This window comes from Mesorhizobium sp. M5C.F.Ca.ET.164.01.1.1 (assembly GCF_004792125.1).
In the GTDB taxonomy this organism is placed as follows: domain Bacteria; phylum Pseudomonadota; class Alphaproteobacteria; order Rhizobiales; family Rhizobiaceae; genus Mesorhizobium; species Mesorhizobium wenxiniae.
This window is the reverse complement of the sequence record NZ_SRTG01000006.1, coordinates 274,677-287,704: the sequence shown is the minus strand read 5'-3', so window position 1 is coordinate 287,704 and position 13,028 is coordinate 274,677. Positions and strand designations below refer to the sequence as shown.

The window sequence follows — 13,028 nt, the reverse complement described above, 5'->3', positions numbered from 1 at the left end:
GGGGGCGTGCCTCTGTGATCGATGGCGACACCGTCGAGATCGCGGGCCAGCGCATCCGCTTCAATGGGATCGACGCACCGGAGGGCCGACAGTACTGCGATGACGCGAAGGGCTTCGAATACCCCTGCGGGCGCCGGGCAGCCCATGCGCTAGACAAGTTCCTGGCCACCTCTCGGCCACTGCATTGCAGCTTCGTCGGCCGGGATCCTTATGGCCGCCTCGTCGGGAACTGCGATCGCGCGGATGGCCGCAGTGTGCAGAAATGGCTCGTCGAACAAGGCTATGCTCTAGACTGGCCTCGCTATTCCAACGGGGCGTTTGCGCCCGAGCAGGCTACTGCGAAGGCGGCGCATCGCGGCCTATGGCAGGGCCGCTTTGATCAGCCTTGGGATTGGCGCGCTACCAACGGTGACAACGTCGAAGCGGTCAGCGAGCAATCGACCGGCGTCGGCCTCCTCGGCGGCTCCTGCAACATCAAGGGAAACGTCAGCTCGAGCGGCGAGCGCATCTATCACATGCCTGGGCAGAAATATTACAGCCGGACTGCGATCTCGACCGGCAAGGGGGAGCGCTGGTTCTGCAGCGAGGCAGAAGCCCGATCAGCGGGCTGGCGAAAAGCGCGACGGTGACGTCCGCCTTGCTCTTGTGCCGCAGCTATTGCGCGATTTTGGTTCCGTTGACGCCCCGCAATCATGGACGGCTCAGGGGCGAGTGATCGAGTTCCGGTTCCCATGGCGCGCTAGCCCAGCACTAAGCCTGCAATCAAAACGGCAAACCCGATAGCTCTGGGGGAGCGGTTCGGTTCCGACGATTTGCCGACGACCCGGCGATGGCACCCCGGGTCCTCGCGTGTCAAATTAGCGTCCCAGCGGCAGTTTGGACGCCGAAACCAGTTCTTCCTCGTCTGTGATCCCAGCCTCGTAGTTTGCAATGATGCGTGAGGCGATCGCTTCACGGTGCTGTGTGGATTGACCCTCAGCCTTCAACCTGTCGAACACGCGGCCTAGCAAGGCCACTTCGGACGAGCTGAACACGCCAGCTTCTCTGGCTTTTTGACGGATGGGCATGCAAACGCTCCCTCACTGCACTCGCCTGCGCAACTAAATTCGAGCTCAAACAAAGAAAAACCGCCGCACCGACGGGGTGCGGCGTCAACGCCGCGATGTCAGCACCCGCGCCTCACGGATCAATGAATTCCAGTTGGTGCCGATCAGTTCGATTAGCACCCGGGCATCGGCCTCCGAGATGCCTGTTTGCTCGGCCAAGCGTCGGGCCAGCGCCTCGCGAGCAGACCCGGCGCCAGGGCTTCCCTTGCCAGCATCTTCGCTCATAATCAGTCCCTTTGGAGCTGAACGCAGAGGGAGGCCGAACGTTGCGTTGGGGGGCCGACCGAAAGCACAAGAAAGCGGCACACGAGCGGCTGGATGGAGCGTATGCACTGACATCAATCTTCCGCTGCCATCACGCGATTGAGCTCGGGGCTAAATTGTGAAGCAACTGTTTGGCAGCCACGCCCGTAACTTGTTCAGGCGGACAACAGGAGGCCTCCATACGAATGATACCCGAAACAACGGAACCTTTGAGAACCACGTGACCGTCAAGCTTTCGTCCGGTGAAGTGCAGGTGAAGAGCACCCGGGAAGCCGCTGAGATGCTGCTCTATGACTGGCCCATTGGGGAGACGGGCGAACGCCTTCAGGCACGAATGGCCTGCATGAAGGTGCTTGGGGGCGGAAGCCCGCCCGATGTAGCTCGGACGGCCTTTCTGGTGCGGCCAAGGAAGCACAAATACTTCAGGCCTGATATCGCCTACGCTGCCGTCTGCAGTTCGGGCTTGCGCCAATGGTATCTCAGCAACTGCTCATGGGGCCACAAGCTGGATCGCGATGCGCGGCGATGAACAAGGCCATCGCGGCGGCACCTTATAATGCGTTCACCCTCACGGATTCAGGAAGTATTTTCCTGCAGGCCGGCCAACCTGAAAAGGCGCTGGAGCTGACCGAGACTGCAGCCGCGCGGGACCCGGGGTTGTCCTGGTTCTTTAACTACGTGCGAGGTTTCATCTTTATCGTGCTTGGTAAAAACGAAGACGCAGTTGAGGTGCTGAAGACCACGGAATTCGCCGACGCTCCATTGCAACTAGCCATCGCCTATATGCGTCTTGGGCGCCAAGCGGACGCCCGAGCTGCCGTCGAGAAGATGCTCAAGTCAACTCCGGCTGCGACGATCCAGTCCTGGCGGCAGACCTGGAACTTCCGAGATCCTTTCATTCTCGATCAAGCCGCCGCGGACCTTGCGCGCGCCGGCCTTCCGGGTAGTCCAACCCGATAGCCGGGCAGCACTACCAGCAACTCGGAGGCACCTGTGCGTACGCCCATAAAAGCCCGCTGCCGGGAGGAGGTGGCAGCGGGCTCTATTTGTGCGAACTCGGGAGGAGGTAAGTCCGCTGGATTGTCGGCATGGCGGCACCGCATGGAACATCTTAATAAAGTGGAAGCAGAATGGCGGCTTCGAGGCTCGGAACTCGGAACGTCAGAAGCAGACCTTCAGCCGCCTACGTGCATCGACGTGACTGACGTAAGGCCTGGCGGTTTGACCCCAATGCCAGCTGTTCAAGCGCACCGGCAGCCCTCAGCCCCGTGTCCCGGCTGCCACGCAACATCGACCTTCCCTTGGAAACTGATCATCGCGTACTAGACGAGATCAGATCATTTCGCCCGCCCTTCGGCCAACTGCAGCACGACAGTAGCTTCAACTAGACCACGTTCTTCGGCAGTAAGATCCTTGTTGGTTTCTATCTCCGCAAGACGATTAATTACCTCTTGGCGGAAGGCGATCAACTCGTGAATGATTGGTGAGGCAACGGCTTGCCGGTCGGTCGCAACTTCATCCCACGACGGCGCTTTTATGAGGAAATCCTCTGTCAAATCGAAGTGGGTTGCAAGCGATGCATCCTTACCGAGCATACTGGGATTGGGGTCAGCAATTTTTGCTCCTGGTAGCCTTAGGCAAAAATCTGAGTTGCATTTTTCTATGGGCATCTTTCGTTTGAAACTTCGAAGAAGGACTTCTGGCGTCGCTTCAGTAAGTCCGACAGCGTATCGGATCCGGGCTGTCACCGTTTCGTTTGCCAGCCTTGTACGCACCCAATGGCGCGCGAAATTCGATCTGAGTACTTCATTGCGCTTCAGGACGCACAAAGCGTTAAAATATCTGGCAGAGAGCTTGTCCATTGCCGAACAGTCAGCCCATTGGACGGCGTCAACTTCCGCAAGATTGGCACGTGCCGGATCGTCGATCGCCGCTTCGATGTCCTGGGTAAGAACCTCCAATATCAGGTCGCCGCCTAGCACGTTGATTTGCGCGATCGCTAGATTGACAAGGTCCAGAACTACTTGAAGCTGCATGCGAGGGAGTTCGAGCCTTAGTGTGCTTTCATTGACGTCCTGGCCCGTCAATTCCCTGATCGCCTTGAAGCGAGGAGCAACCGCACCGGGTGCATCCACAAATTCGTACAGTTTGGACACGGCCAAGACCGAGCGTCCGTGAAACAAGATGCTCTTGGCCGAAATCGGTGCGCCAAGGAGGGATATCGTATCCAACCTAATATTTGGACTAGCCGACCCTGGTGGCTCGTCAGAAGCCTCGCAAGCTTCTTTCTCTCTCGTCGCGGCAGCCAGGATATCGTCGTCTCGTTTCGGAGATGCTAAGAGCGCTCTGAACGCCAAAACATTAGCTTTGCACTCTGCCTTAGTTGACCTGACAGGTTGTTCGCGAAGGGTATAGCCGACAACCGGTCTGAGGGTCTCGTCACGATAGCGCTGGATCTTCAAGATTTCCTGGCCAAGATCAGTGTCAGGCGAAGCATCTCCCAAGGCTTGGAGTGAAAAGACCGTGGAAATTGCCAAGTCCTGTCCCGCCTGGAAAACAAATAGCCGGTCGTTTATCCCATCGCGACAGTCGGCGAACTGCTTCTGGAAATTGGCGTTGAATCTGGCGGCGCGGTTATCGAAGCTCTCTCCGGCGCGAGTCGGCCAAACAAGCATGATCGTGCGGCATGCGTTCAAGCCTGACAAAAGAGATTCGTTTAGCTGCTTCGTATTGAATCCAATCTGATCCAGCGTGCTTCCCTGTAGTGCAGCCAGTTGACTAAAGCGCTTGTCGATCTGGTCTGATATCCGTTCTAAGGCCTCCATCTCCCGTACATGATATTCATACATTTCCTTTCGCATTTGCTGGATATCGCGACGCAATTCCACCAATGCGGCCGAGACACCGTCACTGTTACCGCTGCCACCGAAGACTCCAGCTAAACCTCCAAGACCTGATATGATGCCTATGGGGTTCATGCTTGCTATGCTAACGATGCTTTGGACGGCAACCACTGCTTTGTTGATGTGACTTATCGGTTCGGATATGTCGACACCGACAAGTGCGCCGATTTTCTGAAAGTCATTCGCTACTAGTCCGATGACACCAGCGGTATTGTTGATGTCTTCCAGCTTGGCAGCGAACGCGAGATCGTCCCTAAACCCCTGCTTTTTATCCGCAGGCATGCGGTTTATGACGGATGCGAAGGCACCTCCTTCCAAAGCTGCAATCCTCTCCTTGGCTGAGAGCTTGCCCCACATCGCACCTTCGAGCGCATCTAACCTAAAAGTGTTATCTTCTACGGCGACAGCTAGCGTTTCATAGACGCGCAACAGATGCCGCTGCCCATCGGCTAGGCTGTTCATCTTGCTTTTTGTGCTGTCAGCGAACTGTTCCATTCTTCCCTTGAACGCAACATAGTCGCCTACCAGCGCATCAACCTTTGCATTGGTAGTTACGAGGCCAGAGCTGACCGCCTCGAGTTGATGGTGTACGAGATCGGCCTTGACGTTTGCCAGGTCGGCTCTGCCCTCCACTCCTAGAAGTTTCCCAGCTTCCGTTTCACTGAAAAGGCCGGCCAGTCCATCCGTGCCAAAAAGCGTGTCATGCACTACCGCCGGAGACGCACCTCGCAGATCATCAAGAGTGGCGCCGTGCTTGCTTCGGATTTCAGCCAGGGCCGGGCCCAGGATCTGTCCCGCCAGTTCGTGTCTGCGGCTCTCCAACTGGTCGATCTGATCGTCCAGACCATGAGAAATGTTTGCAGACAAAAAACTTAGGGGCAGCTCATCTCCCATCGGAATGTCACTGATCAGGGCGAAACTCTTCTCATAGCCTCGCTGCACATTCTTCAAAGCGCCGACTTGCGCTGATAGCTCAAGCGTCTTGCTATGGAATTTTGTGGCTGCTGTTTCGACGATTGAAGAGAGATCAGGCTTAGCAAGTGCCGCCCGGGCTGTGTCGTATGCTCCGGGTTCCACTCTGAGCGCCTCCCGGGCCAACTCTCGCGAGCACGAAACTGTGCATTTATAAGACGTCGCATCCTGAGCGATCGTCGGAGAACACAAGGCCGTTGAGAACCCCAGGAGAAATCCGATGTGCCGTACCATGCTCTCGTCCTAAGGTTTGAACAAACCGGATTCTTCGAGGGTTTTAAGCCAATCCCATTCGACCTTTTGATCTGCATTAAGCTTGTCGAAAAGCGATCGTAGCTCGCTGCTGTTGGGAAATCGACGGTAACGATGCATCGGTCGGTGTGGAGACTTCGGCATCGATCTTGGATGGTACTCAGCGGAACACGGGTTGCTAATCCGTCGGCCAGCTCGCAAGTCGTTGCCGCATTGTATCCAGGGTTACAATGATTCAACTGATTGCCCTTAATGCTTCCAAAGTGCATGCTTCGACCGCGGCCTTGAGGCATGCTCTGTCCGTAATGGAAATCGGTGCAGCCGTGGCTGGGATGGTCATCACAAGCGAAATGACGGGGCCAAATGTTGCTGCAGTTCGGCGAAGACTGCCTCTGGATGTCATTTGTCTGCACCCAGCATAACGCCAGTGTCTTCAAGCGTCTGAAGCCAACGAGCTATTTGCTCAGTTTGGGTGGCTTGTAACCTCTCTGCTTCGGATTTCATCTCTGCGGGTGTGACTACATCATGGCGTCGCAGGCAGCCTTGCAGCACCTCACGAATACAGTCGGCGTGCCACCCGGTTACGGCCGGCGTGTTGCGGCATCGGGTTATTTCGGATTGCTTGTCCGAGTCCTCTACACAGACGACATCGTAGAAAGATACCGTATCGGCACGAATTTGATGCCCGACAAGAAGCAGAAACACCCCCGCGGCACACGGTCGGAATATTGCACCGCCTGCCCTCTTCAAGCTTGCAAAGCTCATAGCCGTCCCCCAACCCGGTGTAACTATTTCACGGGAAAATCGTCTCTGCAAACTGAAAATGGGAGGCACGGTTCGGGTTTGAGGCGCATTGTCGGCTGGGAGCATATCGGGGCCGGCAACGGCGATCCTCTTTCAGAATGAATGCGTTGAAAGCCGACCTTCTCTGCCGACCCATTGCACACTTGAGTTGCTCAACCTGGCTTCCGGAGCTGACGGAAACGGCGAGCACGGCAGGGACTACACGGTCAACGCGAAGCCGATGTCGCGCGCGTCGCGTCACGCAAGCGGAGCCGGAAGCATGAGTAGGAATGACTCTGAACGCCATACCCGCGCTGAAGACGAAGGTCGGCTCGGGGCCACGACCGTGAGTTCCGGCGGAGGCTTCTTATGGGCTGCTGCAGAGCGGCCGCCAGAGTTCTCTTCTGGCGGCGCAGAAGAAGCAGAGCTTTGGATCGTGAACGGTGTGACCGCTCAACGGCTTTGGCGCCGCCCTCGCGCTCTATCTCGCCCGCGGTCGCAAAGGTGGACGAAAACCCAAGCTCACTGAAGATGATAAGAGAGTTGCAAAAGCCATGCTCGCGGCCGGAGACATCTCGGTAGCTGATATCGCCCGCCGGCTGGGGGTAAGTCGCGTCACCTTTTATCAGTATTTCCCACAGGCGCGGACACGTGCAAAGGAATCGGCCAAATGACCGGCGTATGGCCCGCGGGACACTTCGCTTGTTCCACAGGACCATCCACGACAAAGTTCAGCTGATCTTATCTCCGGGACCTGTGTCATAGCCTCGGATGTCTTTCGCTACCCAACGTATCTACCTTTTCGCCTTCTCGCCGAAGCTGTATGGAAGCAATGGGTTGGGAGGGGCTGAATGTCGAGTCGCAGGTTAAAATCCGGGTTTATTGCAGAATACTCCTTGGATGACAGATATCTTCTGAAGCCGGATCGAAAGCAGGGCCGTGCAGGACTATCCTCGTAGTCATGCCAACCATCCTGCCTCATAGCTCCAGATCGGAAAGGTCGAGGTCAGACAGGTCCAACTTCTTTCCGCGTGTTCGGGCGAGCGCTGGGTCTTTCAATTCCACGAGCGACTTGAACTTGCCATCCCTCAACACGCACCACTTCCGGATGGCGCTCAGCGAAACCGTATCCCCATCGGTTGGGCTGAGGTGCCCCTTGCGCTTCTGAACAATCTTCATGGCGGGCTGGAACGGCCGACCATGCGAAGGCTCGACACGTCTCCCGTCCATGTAGAAGCCATCCGACCGTATCTCGGCTTCCGCGTCTGGCTTGCCAGCGTACTTCGCGGGACGGGACAGGAACAGGTACAGCTTCTCGCCAACGGGTAGGCGGATACCCTCCTTGTAGTCGATGAGCTTCTGTTCACCGCTTGGCGCAATCGGCTTCTGAAGAGGCGTGAGCGCCCGAACTAGAATCTCGGACTTGGTATCAGTCGGACTCTTTCGCAGGCCCTCGATAAGCACGACAGCCTCGGCGGTGAGACCCGCAAACTCGACATATGTTTCGGTCGGCATGGCGATCCCCTCTGGTTACGACAACAAGGGAGATGCCACTTCCAGATTCTTATTTCAAGAGTTAGTAGCTAACTTTTATTTGTACCAGCTAACTCCTCTCAATTAAGATTTCCGCGCAGGCGTCGAACATGGCATCCCTCACCGCGCTATTTTGACACCATGGCCATCAGAATTCCTCTCGTTATTGCGCGCCCAATTGTCGCCGAATAACGTAGGTGCCCAATGGATTTCGGCCAACGGAGGCAGGTGTGGCAAAGCTCAACGAACCGTATCGGCACATCGAAGTGGAAAGCTATGAGGCAGCCAAAACGAGCGGCCTCCACGGTGTGGTGCACGTGCGGCCACTCCATGGCGGTCCGTACCCAACTCACCTGCGTGTCGAGTGCCCAAAAGAGATGGTCCGCAATTTTCCGGTGGGGACGCGTTTCAGGGTAAAGGTAAAGCTTACCGATCGCCAGGGTTCGGGCGACTTTCTCTACTCACACCATTCGTGGGCGTACGAGGTTCTCGAGAAGCCGAAGGACGGGCCGTGCCCGTGACTAAGGCGCCGCCCAAGACGATCAGATCACGGGATCGGAAGGCTTCATGAAATGGGCCCGCAGAGCGACAAGCGCCCGTGACCGGCCGAGCGTTCCCGCAGGCGTGATCCCGCCACTGCTGCCGACCTTAGTTGATCGGGTTCCGCAAGGCCATAACTGGCTGCACGAAATCAAATGGGACGGCTACCGGATCGGTGTCTACCTCGAGAAGGGCAAGGTCAAAGTACTCACCCGTAACCTCCACAACTGGACTGATCGGTTTCCGGCGATAGTCAAGGCGGTGGCTGAGCTAGATGCCACAGAAGCAGTGGGTTCACAAACGAAGTGAGAACGATAGCGTGGATCCTCTAACAGCGTGCCAAAGCCGAGAAGAAATGCTCCCTGTGCGAGCACAACTGCCACAGCCATGATGCCAACTCCTGAAGCCAGTTTGCAAGCCAAGCCGACCGATGAAGAAAAGCGCCAAGGGCGTATCAATGCAACGATTGCGGCTGATGCCAGCAGAATAAGCGCTGGGGCTGCCTCGCGGGCAGCTGCCTCGCCGGCTGCCTTGGCAGCGGTAAGGCGGTCGCGCTCTCGCTGCGCGGTGGCAGCACGAGCCAACTGCGCGTCGGTCTGTCCGATCGCTTTCTTGTGGCGGCCAAGGTCGAGGGCTTCCCGGAATTCCGCATAATTCAGGCGCCATCGCGACACAGTGCGAACCGTGCAATCCAGCTCATCGGCGAAGCACACCGCCGGTCCGACTGCGTCGCGCCATGATCGTGGAGCGGCGTAGGATGCGGCAGGAACCTGCAACTTGTTTTGTCGAAAGCGGGCGGCGATAGAGGGCCGCCCACTTTTCACTGTGTTGTGCATCACGTCGAGGCAGGGATTAGTTGGCGCCCTTGGCGGCCTGATCGATAACGTCAGCGACCACCTTGGGCTGGGTCATGAAAACGGCATGGCTCGCGTCAACTTCGGTAGTCCTCGCGTTGATGCGCTTGGCCATGTGCTGGAGCATCGCAGCGTCAAAGGCCTTATCCTGCTTGGCAATGACCGCCCAGCTCGGTTTCGTCCGCCAAGCGGCGTTCTCGAGCTTGGTGGCAAAAGCAGACATGTTAATCGGCACCTGCGAGTCTCTCATGAAAGCGGCGTCGGCGTTGGTGGTATCGGCTGCGAACCCGGCCTTGAAATTCTCCGGCTTGATGAAGCCGAAACCGTCGGCAGCGGTTTCCAGGACGAATTCCGGAGGCGTGGTGAAGCCTTCATATTGCTGGGCAGTCGTTTCACCCGCGTCAGGTGAGAGAGCCGAGACATAGACGAGGCCCTTCACCTTGGGGTCGATGCCCGCCTCGGTGATGACCACGCCACCCCAGGAGTGACCGACAAGAACGGTCGGGCCGTCCTGGCGGTCGATGGCCCGCTTCGTCGCGGCGACGTCATCAGCCAACGAGGTCAGTGGGTTCTGGACGATGGTCACCTTGTAGCCGCGCTGCGTGAGTTCGTTGTAGACGCCGCGCCAACCCGATCCATCGGCGAAGGCGCCATGCACCAACACAACATTCCGGACGCTCTGGTTCTGGGGGATCTGGTCGGCAGACTGGGCGGATGTGCCGGCAACGACCATGACGGCAGCGGCAGTGGTTGCGGCCAGGATGGACTTGGCTTTTGTAGTCATCTGATTTCTCCTTTATATAGATAAACATTATCGCGATAAACCTTATTTAACTCGCGAGCGGATGGCTGTCAACGACAATTGTTATCGCGATATTAATTTTCGCGATTACGTGCTACGATGATCGACGAAGGAGAATGACATGACTCAGAAGCCCGCGAATAATCCCGTCCCACTCGATGATCAGGTCTGCTATTCGATCTATTCGGCCGGCATGGCGATCCAACGCCTTTATAAGCCTTGGCTCGATCAACTTGGCCTCACCTATCCGCAGTACCTTGTTCTCAATGTCCTGTGGCGCGAGGACGAGCAAACCGTGGGCAGTATCGGCGAGAAATTGGCACTCGAGCCAAGCACGCTGACACCCCTTCTCAAGCGGCTTGAGGCGGCTGGTCTGCTGCGACGGACCCGGAATCCGGCAAACGAACGTCAAGTCGTTATCGCATTGACTGATCAAGGCCACGATCTGCGCACACGCGCCGGCTGCCTCGGCGACGCCCTGCTTGCAAGTTCGGGACATAGCTCGGGTGAGCTCGGTGAGCTGAATCAGAAGGTCCGCCAGCTGCGTGACGCCATTTACAAGGAGATCGGCGGCTGGGCGATCCCCGGCTAGATATCAGGAATCGCCTTCACTTTTTTCGCTCAACCGCAGCGGCCACTAGTAGTTGACGGGCTTGTCCGTTTTCAATCTCTTCAGCAGATAAAGGTCGAAATGGGCCGGCCCCCGGTTGGGTGCTTAAGTCGTCGGAACAGTCCCACCGTCGATTACATGCTCAGTACCGGTGATGGACGTTGCCCGATCCGATGCAAGGAACGCGATCAGGTCAGCGACCTCTTCCGGTTTGGCCGGCCGTCCCAGCGGTATGCCGCCGAGCGAGTTCATGATCACCTGTACCGCCGCGTCGTACTCAATGCCGGCTTCCTCCGCTATGCGCAGGGCTAGACTGTTGGACCCCGGATCGGCGATCCAGCCGGGAGAAACCCGCACCACGCGTACTCCCTTCGGAGAAACCTCCTTGGAGATGCTTTTGCTGTAGGTGTTGAGGGCTCCCTTGGCCGAAGCGTAGCCGGTGGTCGCCTCCGGCAGTGGAAGATTTCTCTGGATCGAGGTGACGTGGATGACGACACCAGTTCCCTGAGCGACCATGCCAGGGATCAGAGCACGATCCAGCCGGACCGCCGGGAAGAAGTTGAGGTTAAACTCCTTGTCCCACTCTTCGTCGGTGAGCGCAGCAAAGCCGCCTGAAGGGGCCGAAGAGCCGCCCAGCACGTTCACAAGGATATCGAGCCCGCCGAGTTCCCGATGCACGGCGTCAACGACGGTTTGAGCCCCCGCCGTGGTGGTCAGGTCGGCTTCAACGAATGCCGCACCGGCGAAATCGGCCGGCTTGGTGCGAGCGGTGGTCAGCACACGGGCGCCAAGTTCCTTGAAAAGCGCCACGGTTGCGGCGCCGGCCCCCGAAGTACCGCCGGTGATCAGGGCCCGACGCCCCTGCAATGTGAGGAACGGGGTCATACGGCGATCTCCAGTTCGGCGACCTTGTCGTCCGCGAGGACGAAGAAAAACCGCAGATCAATCGGACTGCCAGGGAAGGTGCCGACGGCGTGGGCCGTCACCTGGGTTTTGCCGTTTTCGGTGGCGATGAGGAAGGGTTTCACCGTGTAGCTGTATTCCTGGGAGGCCTCAGCCATCCAGTAGCGAATGGCATCGCGGCCCCTGTAGGTCTTACCCTTATCCTTCGCAATGCCGTTTTCGGTGAACGTGGCAGCGATAGCATCGGGACTACCGCCTCGGTCGGCGTCGAAATAGGCTTCGATGCTCTTGGGTAGTTTGATTGTCATTTTGGTCCTCCATCATATTTCCAGCCTTGCCGGCTGGGGGCCTCGCCCCCTTTGGAGGTCGACAAAGCCAATCTAAGACAAGATGGTTGACACGATAACTAGGATAAAGAAGGATGAGGAATTACGAAAAGAGGGATAATGACGCGATCTGTACTTGTCGACCTGGACGCCGTTTTAAGCATCGGCCGCCTAGGTTCGTTTCGGGCTGCCGCGCTCGAGCTCGGCATGTCCACGACAGCGCTAAGCAATGCCATTGCAAAGCTTGAGCAGCGCCTAGGCGTTCGCCTGTTCAACCGTACAACGCGAAGCGTTTCGCTCACCGACGCGGGAAAGACATTTGTCGAGCGCGTTGGGCCGGCGATGACGGACATCCACGATGCAATGCTTACGGTCCAATCTCTTCAGGAAACTCCGACAGGCACATTGCGCATCAATGCCTTTGCAACAGCGGCCCGAGAGGTAATCGAACCTCTCATCTTGTCGTTCATGCGGCGCTGTCCTCAGGTGCATATCGATCTGGTCACGGAGGGACGGATCGTCGACATCGTTGCGGCGGGCTTCGACTTGGGCCTGAGGCCGGCCGACCTGGTGCCGACCGACATGATCGCCGTGCCACTCGGTACCAAGCGCAGTAATGCCGTTGTTGCATCACCAGACTTTCTGCGCACTCATGGCAGGCCAACCGTACCTGCCGACCTGTACCGATTTCGCTGCATCCGTGCGCGTCTTCCCAACAACGCCTTGTTTCGGTGGAAATTTGAGAAGGACGGGAACACCGTCAAGATCGATGTGCAAGGCTCAATCACGCTCGATGAATCAAGCCTTGTCAGGATAGCGGCGCGGAATGGAGTTGGCCTCGGATACGTCATGGAGGCGGATGTGCGCGATGACATTGCGGCCGGTCGACTGGTGCGAGTTCTCGAGGACTGGACGCCCTCTCTGGCCCCACTAGCACTGTATTACCCTGGCAGGAAGAATCCGCCGGCGGCCTTTTCTGCGTTTATTCAGGCTGCCCGCGATTATGCGAATGGATAATCGCCAAGGCTTTCGGAAAATTGTGGCACTATCGCAGCCCCGGGCAAAATTAGCGTTCTCAAAATCACCGGCGATTGTTAGCTCGCCATGTAAGTGGCCTCGCGACCGTGGGCTTTATGTCCCTCGAAGCGTCTCTCATCTGGGCGATGATCGACAAGGGTTT

12 protein-coding genes and 2 pseudogenes are annotated in these 13,028 nt (G+C 57.5%); 7 read left to right on the top strand and 7 right to left on the bottom strand.

The window, feature by feature from the left end; genetic code table 11:
- Window positions 1-14: 14 nt before the first annotated feature.
- Entirely contained in the window at window positions 15-629 is a 615-nt protein-coding gene (locus EN807_RS27025; RefSeq protein ID WP_348640268.1) for a thermonuclease family protein, read from the top strand.
- Between the two features lie 228 nt (window positions 630-857).
- On the opposite strand, the gene EN807_RS27020 is transcribed toward EN807_RS27025, so the two are convergent.
- Both EN807_RS27020 and EN807_RS27015 read right to left on the bottom strand, forming a co-directional pair.
- Window positions 858-1,067, bottom strand: a complete 210-nt coding sequence (locus tag EN807_RS27020; protein WP_135937385.1) for a hypothetical protein — start codon at window positions 1,065-1,067, stop codon at window positions 858-860.
- A gap of 84 nt (window positions 1,068-1,151) precedes the next feature.
- A complete protein-coding gene (locus tag EN807_RS27015; RefSeq protein WP_135937384.1) occupies window positions 1,152-1,331 on the bottom strand; it encodes a hypothetical protein in 180 nt (59 codons plus the stop codon).
- A gap of 157 nt (window positions 1,332-1,488) precedes the next feature.
- Between EN807_RS27015 and EN807_RS27010 the strand changes: the two genes are divergently transcribed.
- On the top strand, window positions 1,489-1,899 hold the full coding sequence (locus EN807_RS27010; RefSeq protein ID WP_348640267.1) for a DUF982 domain-containing protein: 411 nt from the start codon (window positions 1,489-1,491) through the stop codon (window positions 1,897-1,899).
- Window positions 1,896-2,330: pseudogene (locus EN807_RS27005) on the top strand (adenylate/guanylate cyclase domain-containing protein); the annotation flags it as partial. The gene EN807_RS27010 and the pseudogene EN807_RS27005, both read left to right, overlap by 4 nt.
- Before the next feature lie 377 nt (window positions 2,331-2,707).
- Here EN807_RS27005 and EN807_RS27000 read toward each other — a convergent pair.
- Complete coding sequence (locus EN807_RS27000; RefSeq protein ID WP_135937382.1) at window positions 2,708-5,350, bottom strand: hypothetical protein; 2,643 nt, start codon at window positions 5,348-5,350, stop codon at window positions 2,708-2,710.
- 1,415 nt (window positions 5,351-6,765) lie between these two features.
- On the opposite strand from EN807_RS27000, the pseudogene EN807_RS26995 reads away from it, so the two are divergent.
- Window positions 6,766-6,954, top strand: a pseudogene (locus tag EN807_RS26995) (helix-turn-helix domain-containing protein); the annotation flags it as partial.
- A gap of 304 nt (window positions 6,955-7,258) precedes the next feature.
- Here EN807_RS26995 and EN807_RS26990 read toward each other — a convergent pair.
- Window positions 7,259-7,795: a hypothetical protein gene (locus tag EN807_RS26990; protein WP_135937381.1), complete on the bottom strand. Its 537-nt coding sequence runs from the start codon at window positions 7,793-7,795 to the stop codon at window positions 7,259-7,261.
- A gap of 585 nt (window positions 7,796-8,380) precedes the next feature.
- Between EN807_RS26990 and EN807_RS26980 the strand changes: the two genes are divergently transcribed.
- On the top strand, window positions 8,381-8,662 hold the full coding sequence (locus tag EN807_RS26980) for a hypothetical protein (RefSeq protein WP_135937379.1): 282 nt from the start codon (window positions 8,381-8,383) through the stop codon (window positions 8,660-8,662).
- Between the two features lie 543 nt (window positions 8,663-9,205).
- Here EN807_RS26980 and EN807_RS26975 read toward each other — a convergent pair.
- Window positions 9,206-9,991 (bottom strand): alpha/beta hydrolase, encoded by a 786-nt coding sequence (locus tag EN807_RS26975; RefSeq protein ID WP_135937378.1) that lies wholly within the window; start codon window positions 9,989-9,991, stop codon window positions 9,206-9,208.
- Window positions 9,992-10,130: 139 nt separating this feature from the next.
- On the opposite strand from EN807_RS26975, the gene EN807_RS26970 reads away from it, so the two are divergent.
- On the top strand, window positions 10,131-10,601 hold the full coding sequence (locus tag EN807_RS26970; RefSeq protein ID WP_135937377.1) for a MarR family transcriptional regulator: 471 nt from the start codon (window positions 10,131-10,133) through the stop codon (window positions 10,599-10,601).
- A gap of 123 nt (window positions 10,602-10,724) precedes the next feature.
- On the opposite strand, the gene EN807_RS26965 is transcribed toward EN807_RS26970, so the two are convergent.
- Together EN807_RS26965 and EN807_RS26960 are read right to left on the bottom strand one after the other, a co-directional pair.
- Window positions 10,725-11,504, bottom strand: a complete 780-nt coding sequence (locus tag EN807_RS26965) for an SDR family oxidoreductase (RefSeq protein ID WP_135937376.1) — start codon at window positions 11,502-11,504, stop codon at window positions 10,725-10,727.
- The gene (locus tag EN807_RS26960; RefSeq protein WP_135937375.1) at window positions 11,501-11,830 is read right to left on the bottom strand and encodes a nuclear transport factor 2 family protein; all 330 of its coding nucleotides are present in this window, start codon (window positions 11,828-11,830) and stop codon (window positions 11,501-11,503) included. Before EN807_RS26960 ends, EN807_RS26965 begins: the two co-directional genes overlap by 4 nt.
- Before the next feature lie 138 nt (window positions 11,831-11,968).
- On the opposite strand from EN807_RS26960, the gene EN807_RS26955 reads away from it, so the two are divergent.
- Complete coding sequence (locus EN807_RS26955; RefSeq protein WP_135937374.1) at window positions 11,969-12,865, top strand: LysR family transcriptional regulator; 897 nt, start codon at window positions 11,969-11,971, stop codon at window positions 12,863-12,865.
- The last annotated feature ends 163 nt before the right edge of the window (window positions 12,866-13,028 follow it).

Excerpts from the sequence above, each read along its gene's own strand:
- EN807_RS27020 (WP_135937385.1), bottom strand. The coding sequence starts at position 1,067 with ATGCCCATCCGTCAAAAAGCCAGAGAAGCTGGCGTGTTCAGCTCGTCC.
- EN807_RS27015 (WP_135937384.1), bottom strand. The coding sequence starts at position 1,331 with ATGAGCGAAGATGCTGGCAAGGGAAGCCCTGGCGCCGGGTCTGCTCGC.
- EN807_RS26990 (WP_135937381.1), bottom strand. The coding sequence starts at position 7,795 with ATGCCGACCGAAACATATGTCGAGTTTGCGGGTCTCACCGCCGAGGCT.
- EN807_RS26980 (WP_135937379.1), top strand. The coding sequence starts at position 8,381 with ATGAAATGGGCCCGCAGAGCGACAAGCGCCCGTGACCGGCCGAGCGTT.
- EN807_RS26975 (WP_135937378.1), bottom strand. The coding sequence starts at position 9,991 with ATGACTACAAAAGCCAAGTCCATCCTGGCCGCAACCACTGCCGCTGCC.
- EN807_RS26970 (WP_135937377.1), top strand. The coding sequence starts at position 10,131 with ATGACTCAGAAGCCCGCGAATAATCCCGTCCCACTCGATGATCAGGTC.
- EN807_RS26965 (WP_135937376.1), bottom strand. The coding sequence starts at position 11,504 with ATGACCCCGTTCCTCACATTGCAGGGGCGTCGGGCCCTGATCACCGGC.
- EN807_RS26960 (WP_135937375.1), bottom strand. The coding sequence starts at position 11,830 with ATGACAATCAAACTACCCAAGAGCATCGAAGCCTATTTCGACGCCGAC.
- EN807_RS26955 (WP_135937374.1), top strand. The coding sequence starts at position 11,969 with ATGACGCGATCTGTACTTGTCGACCTGGACGCCGTTTTAAGCATCGGC.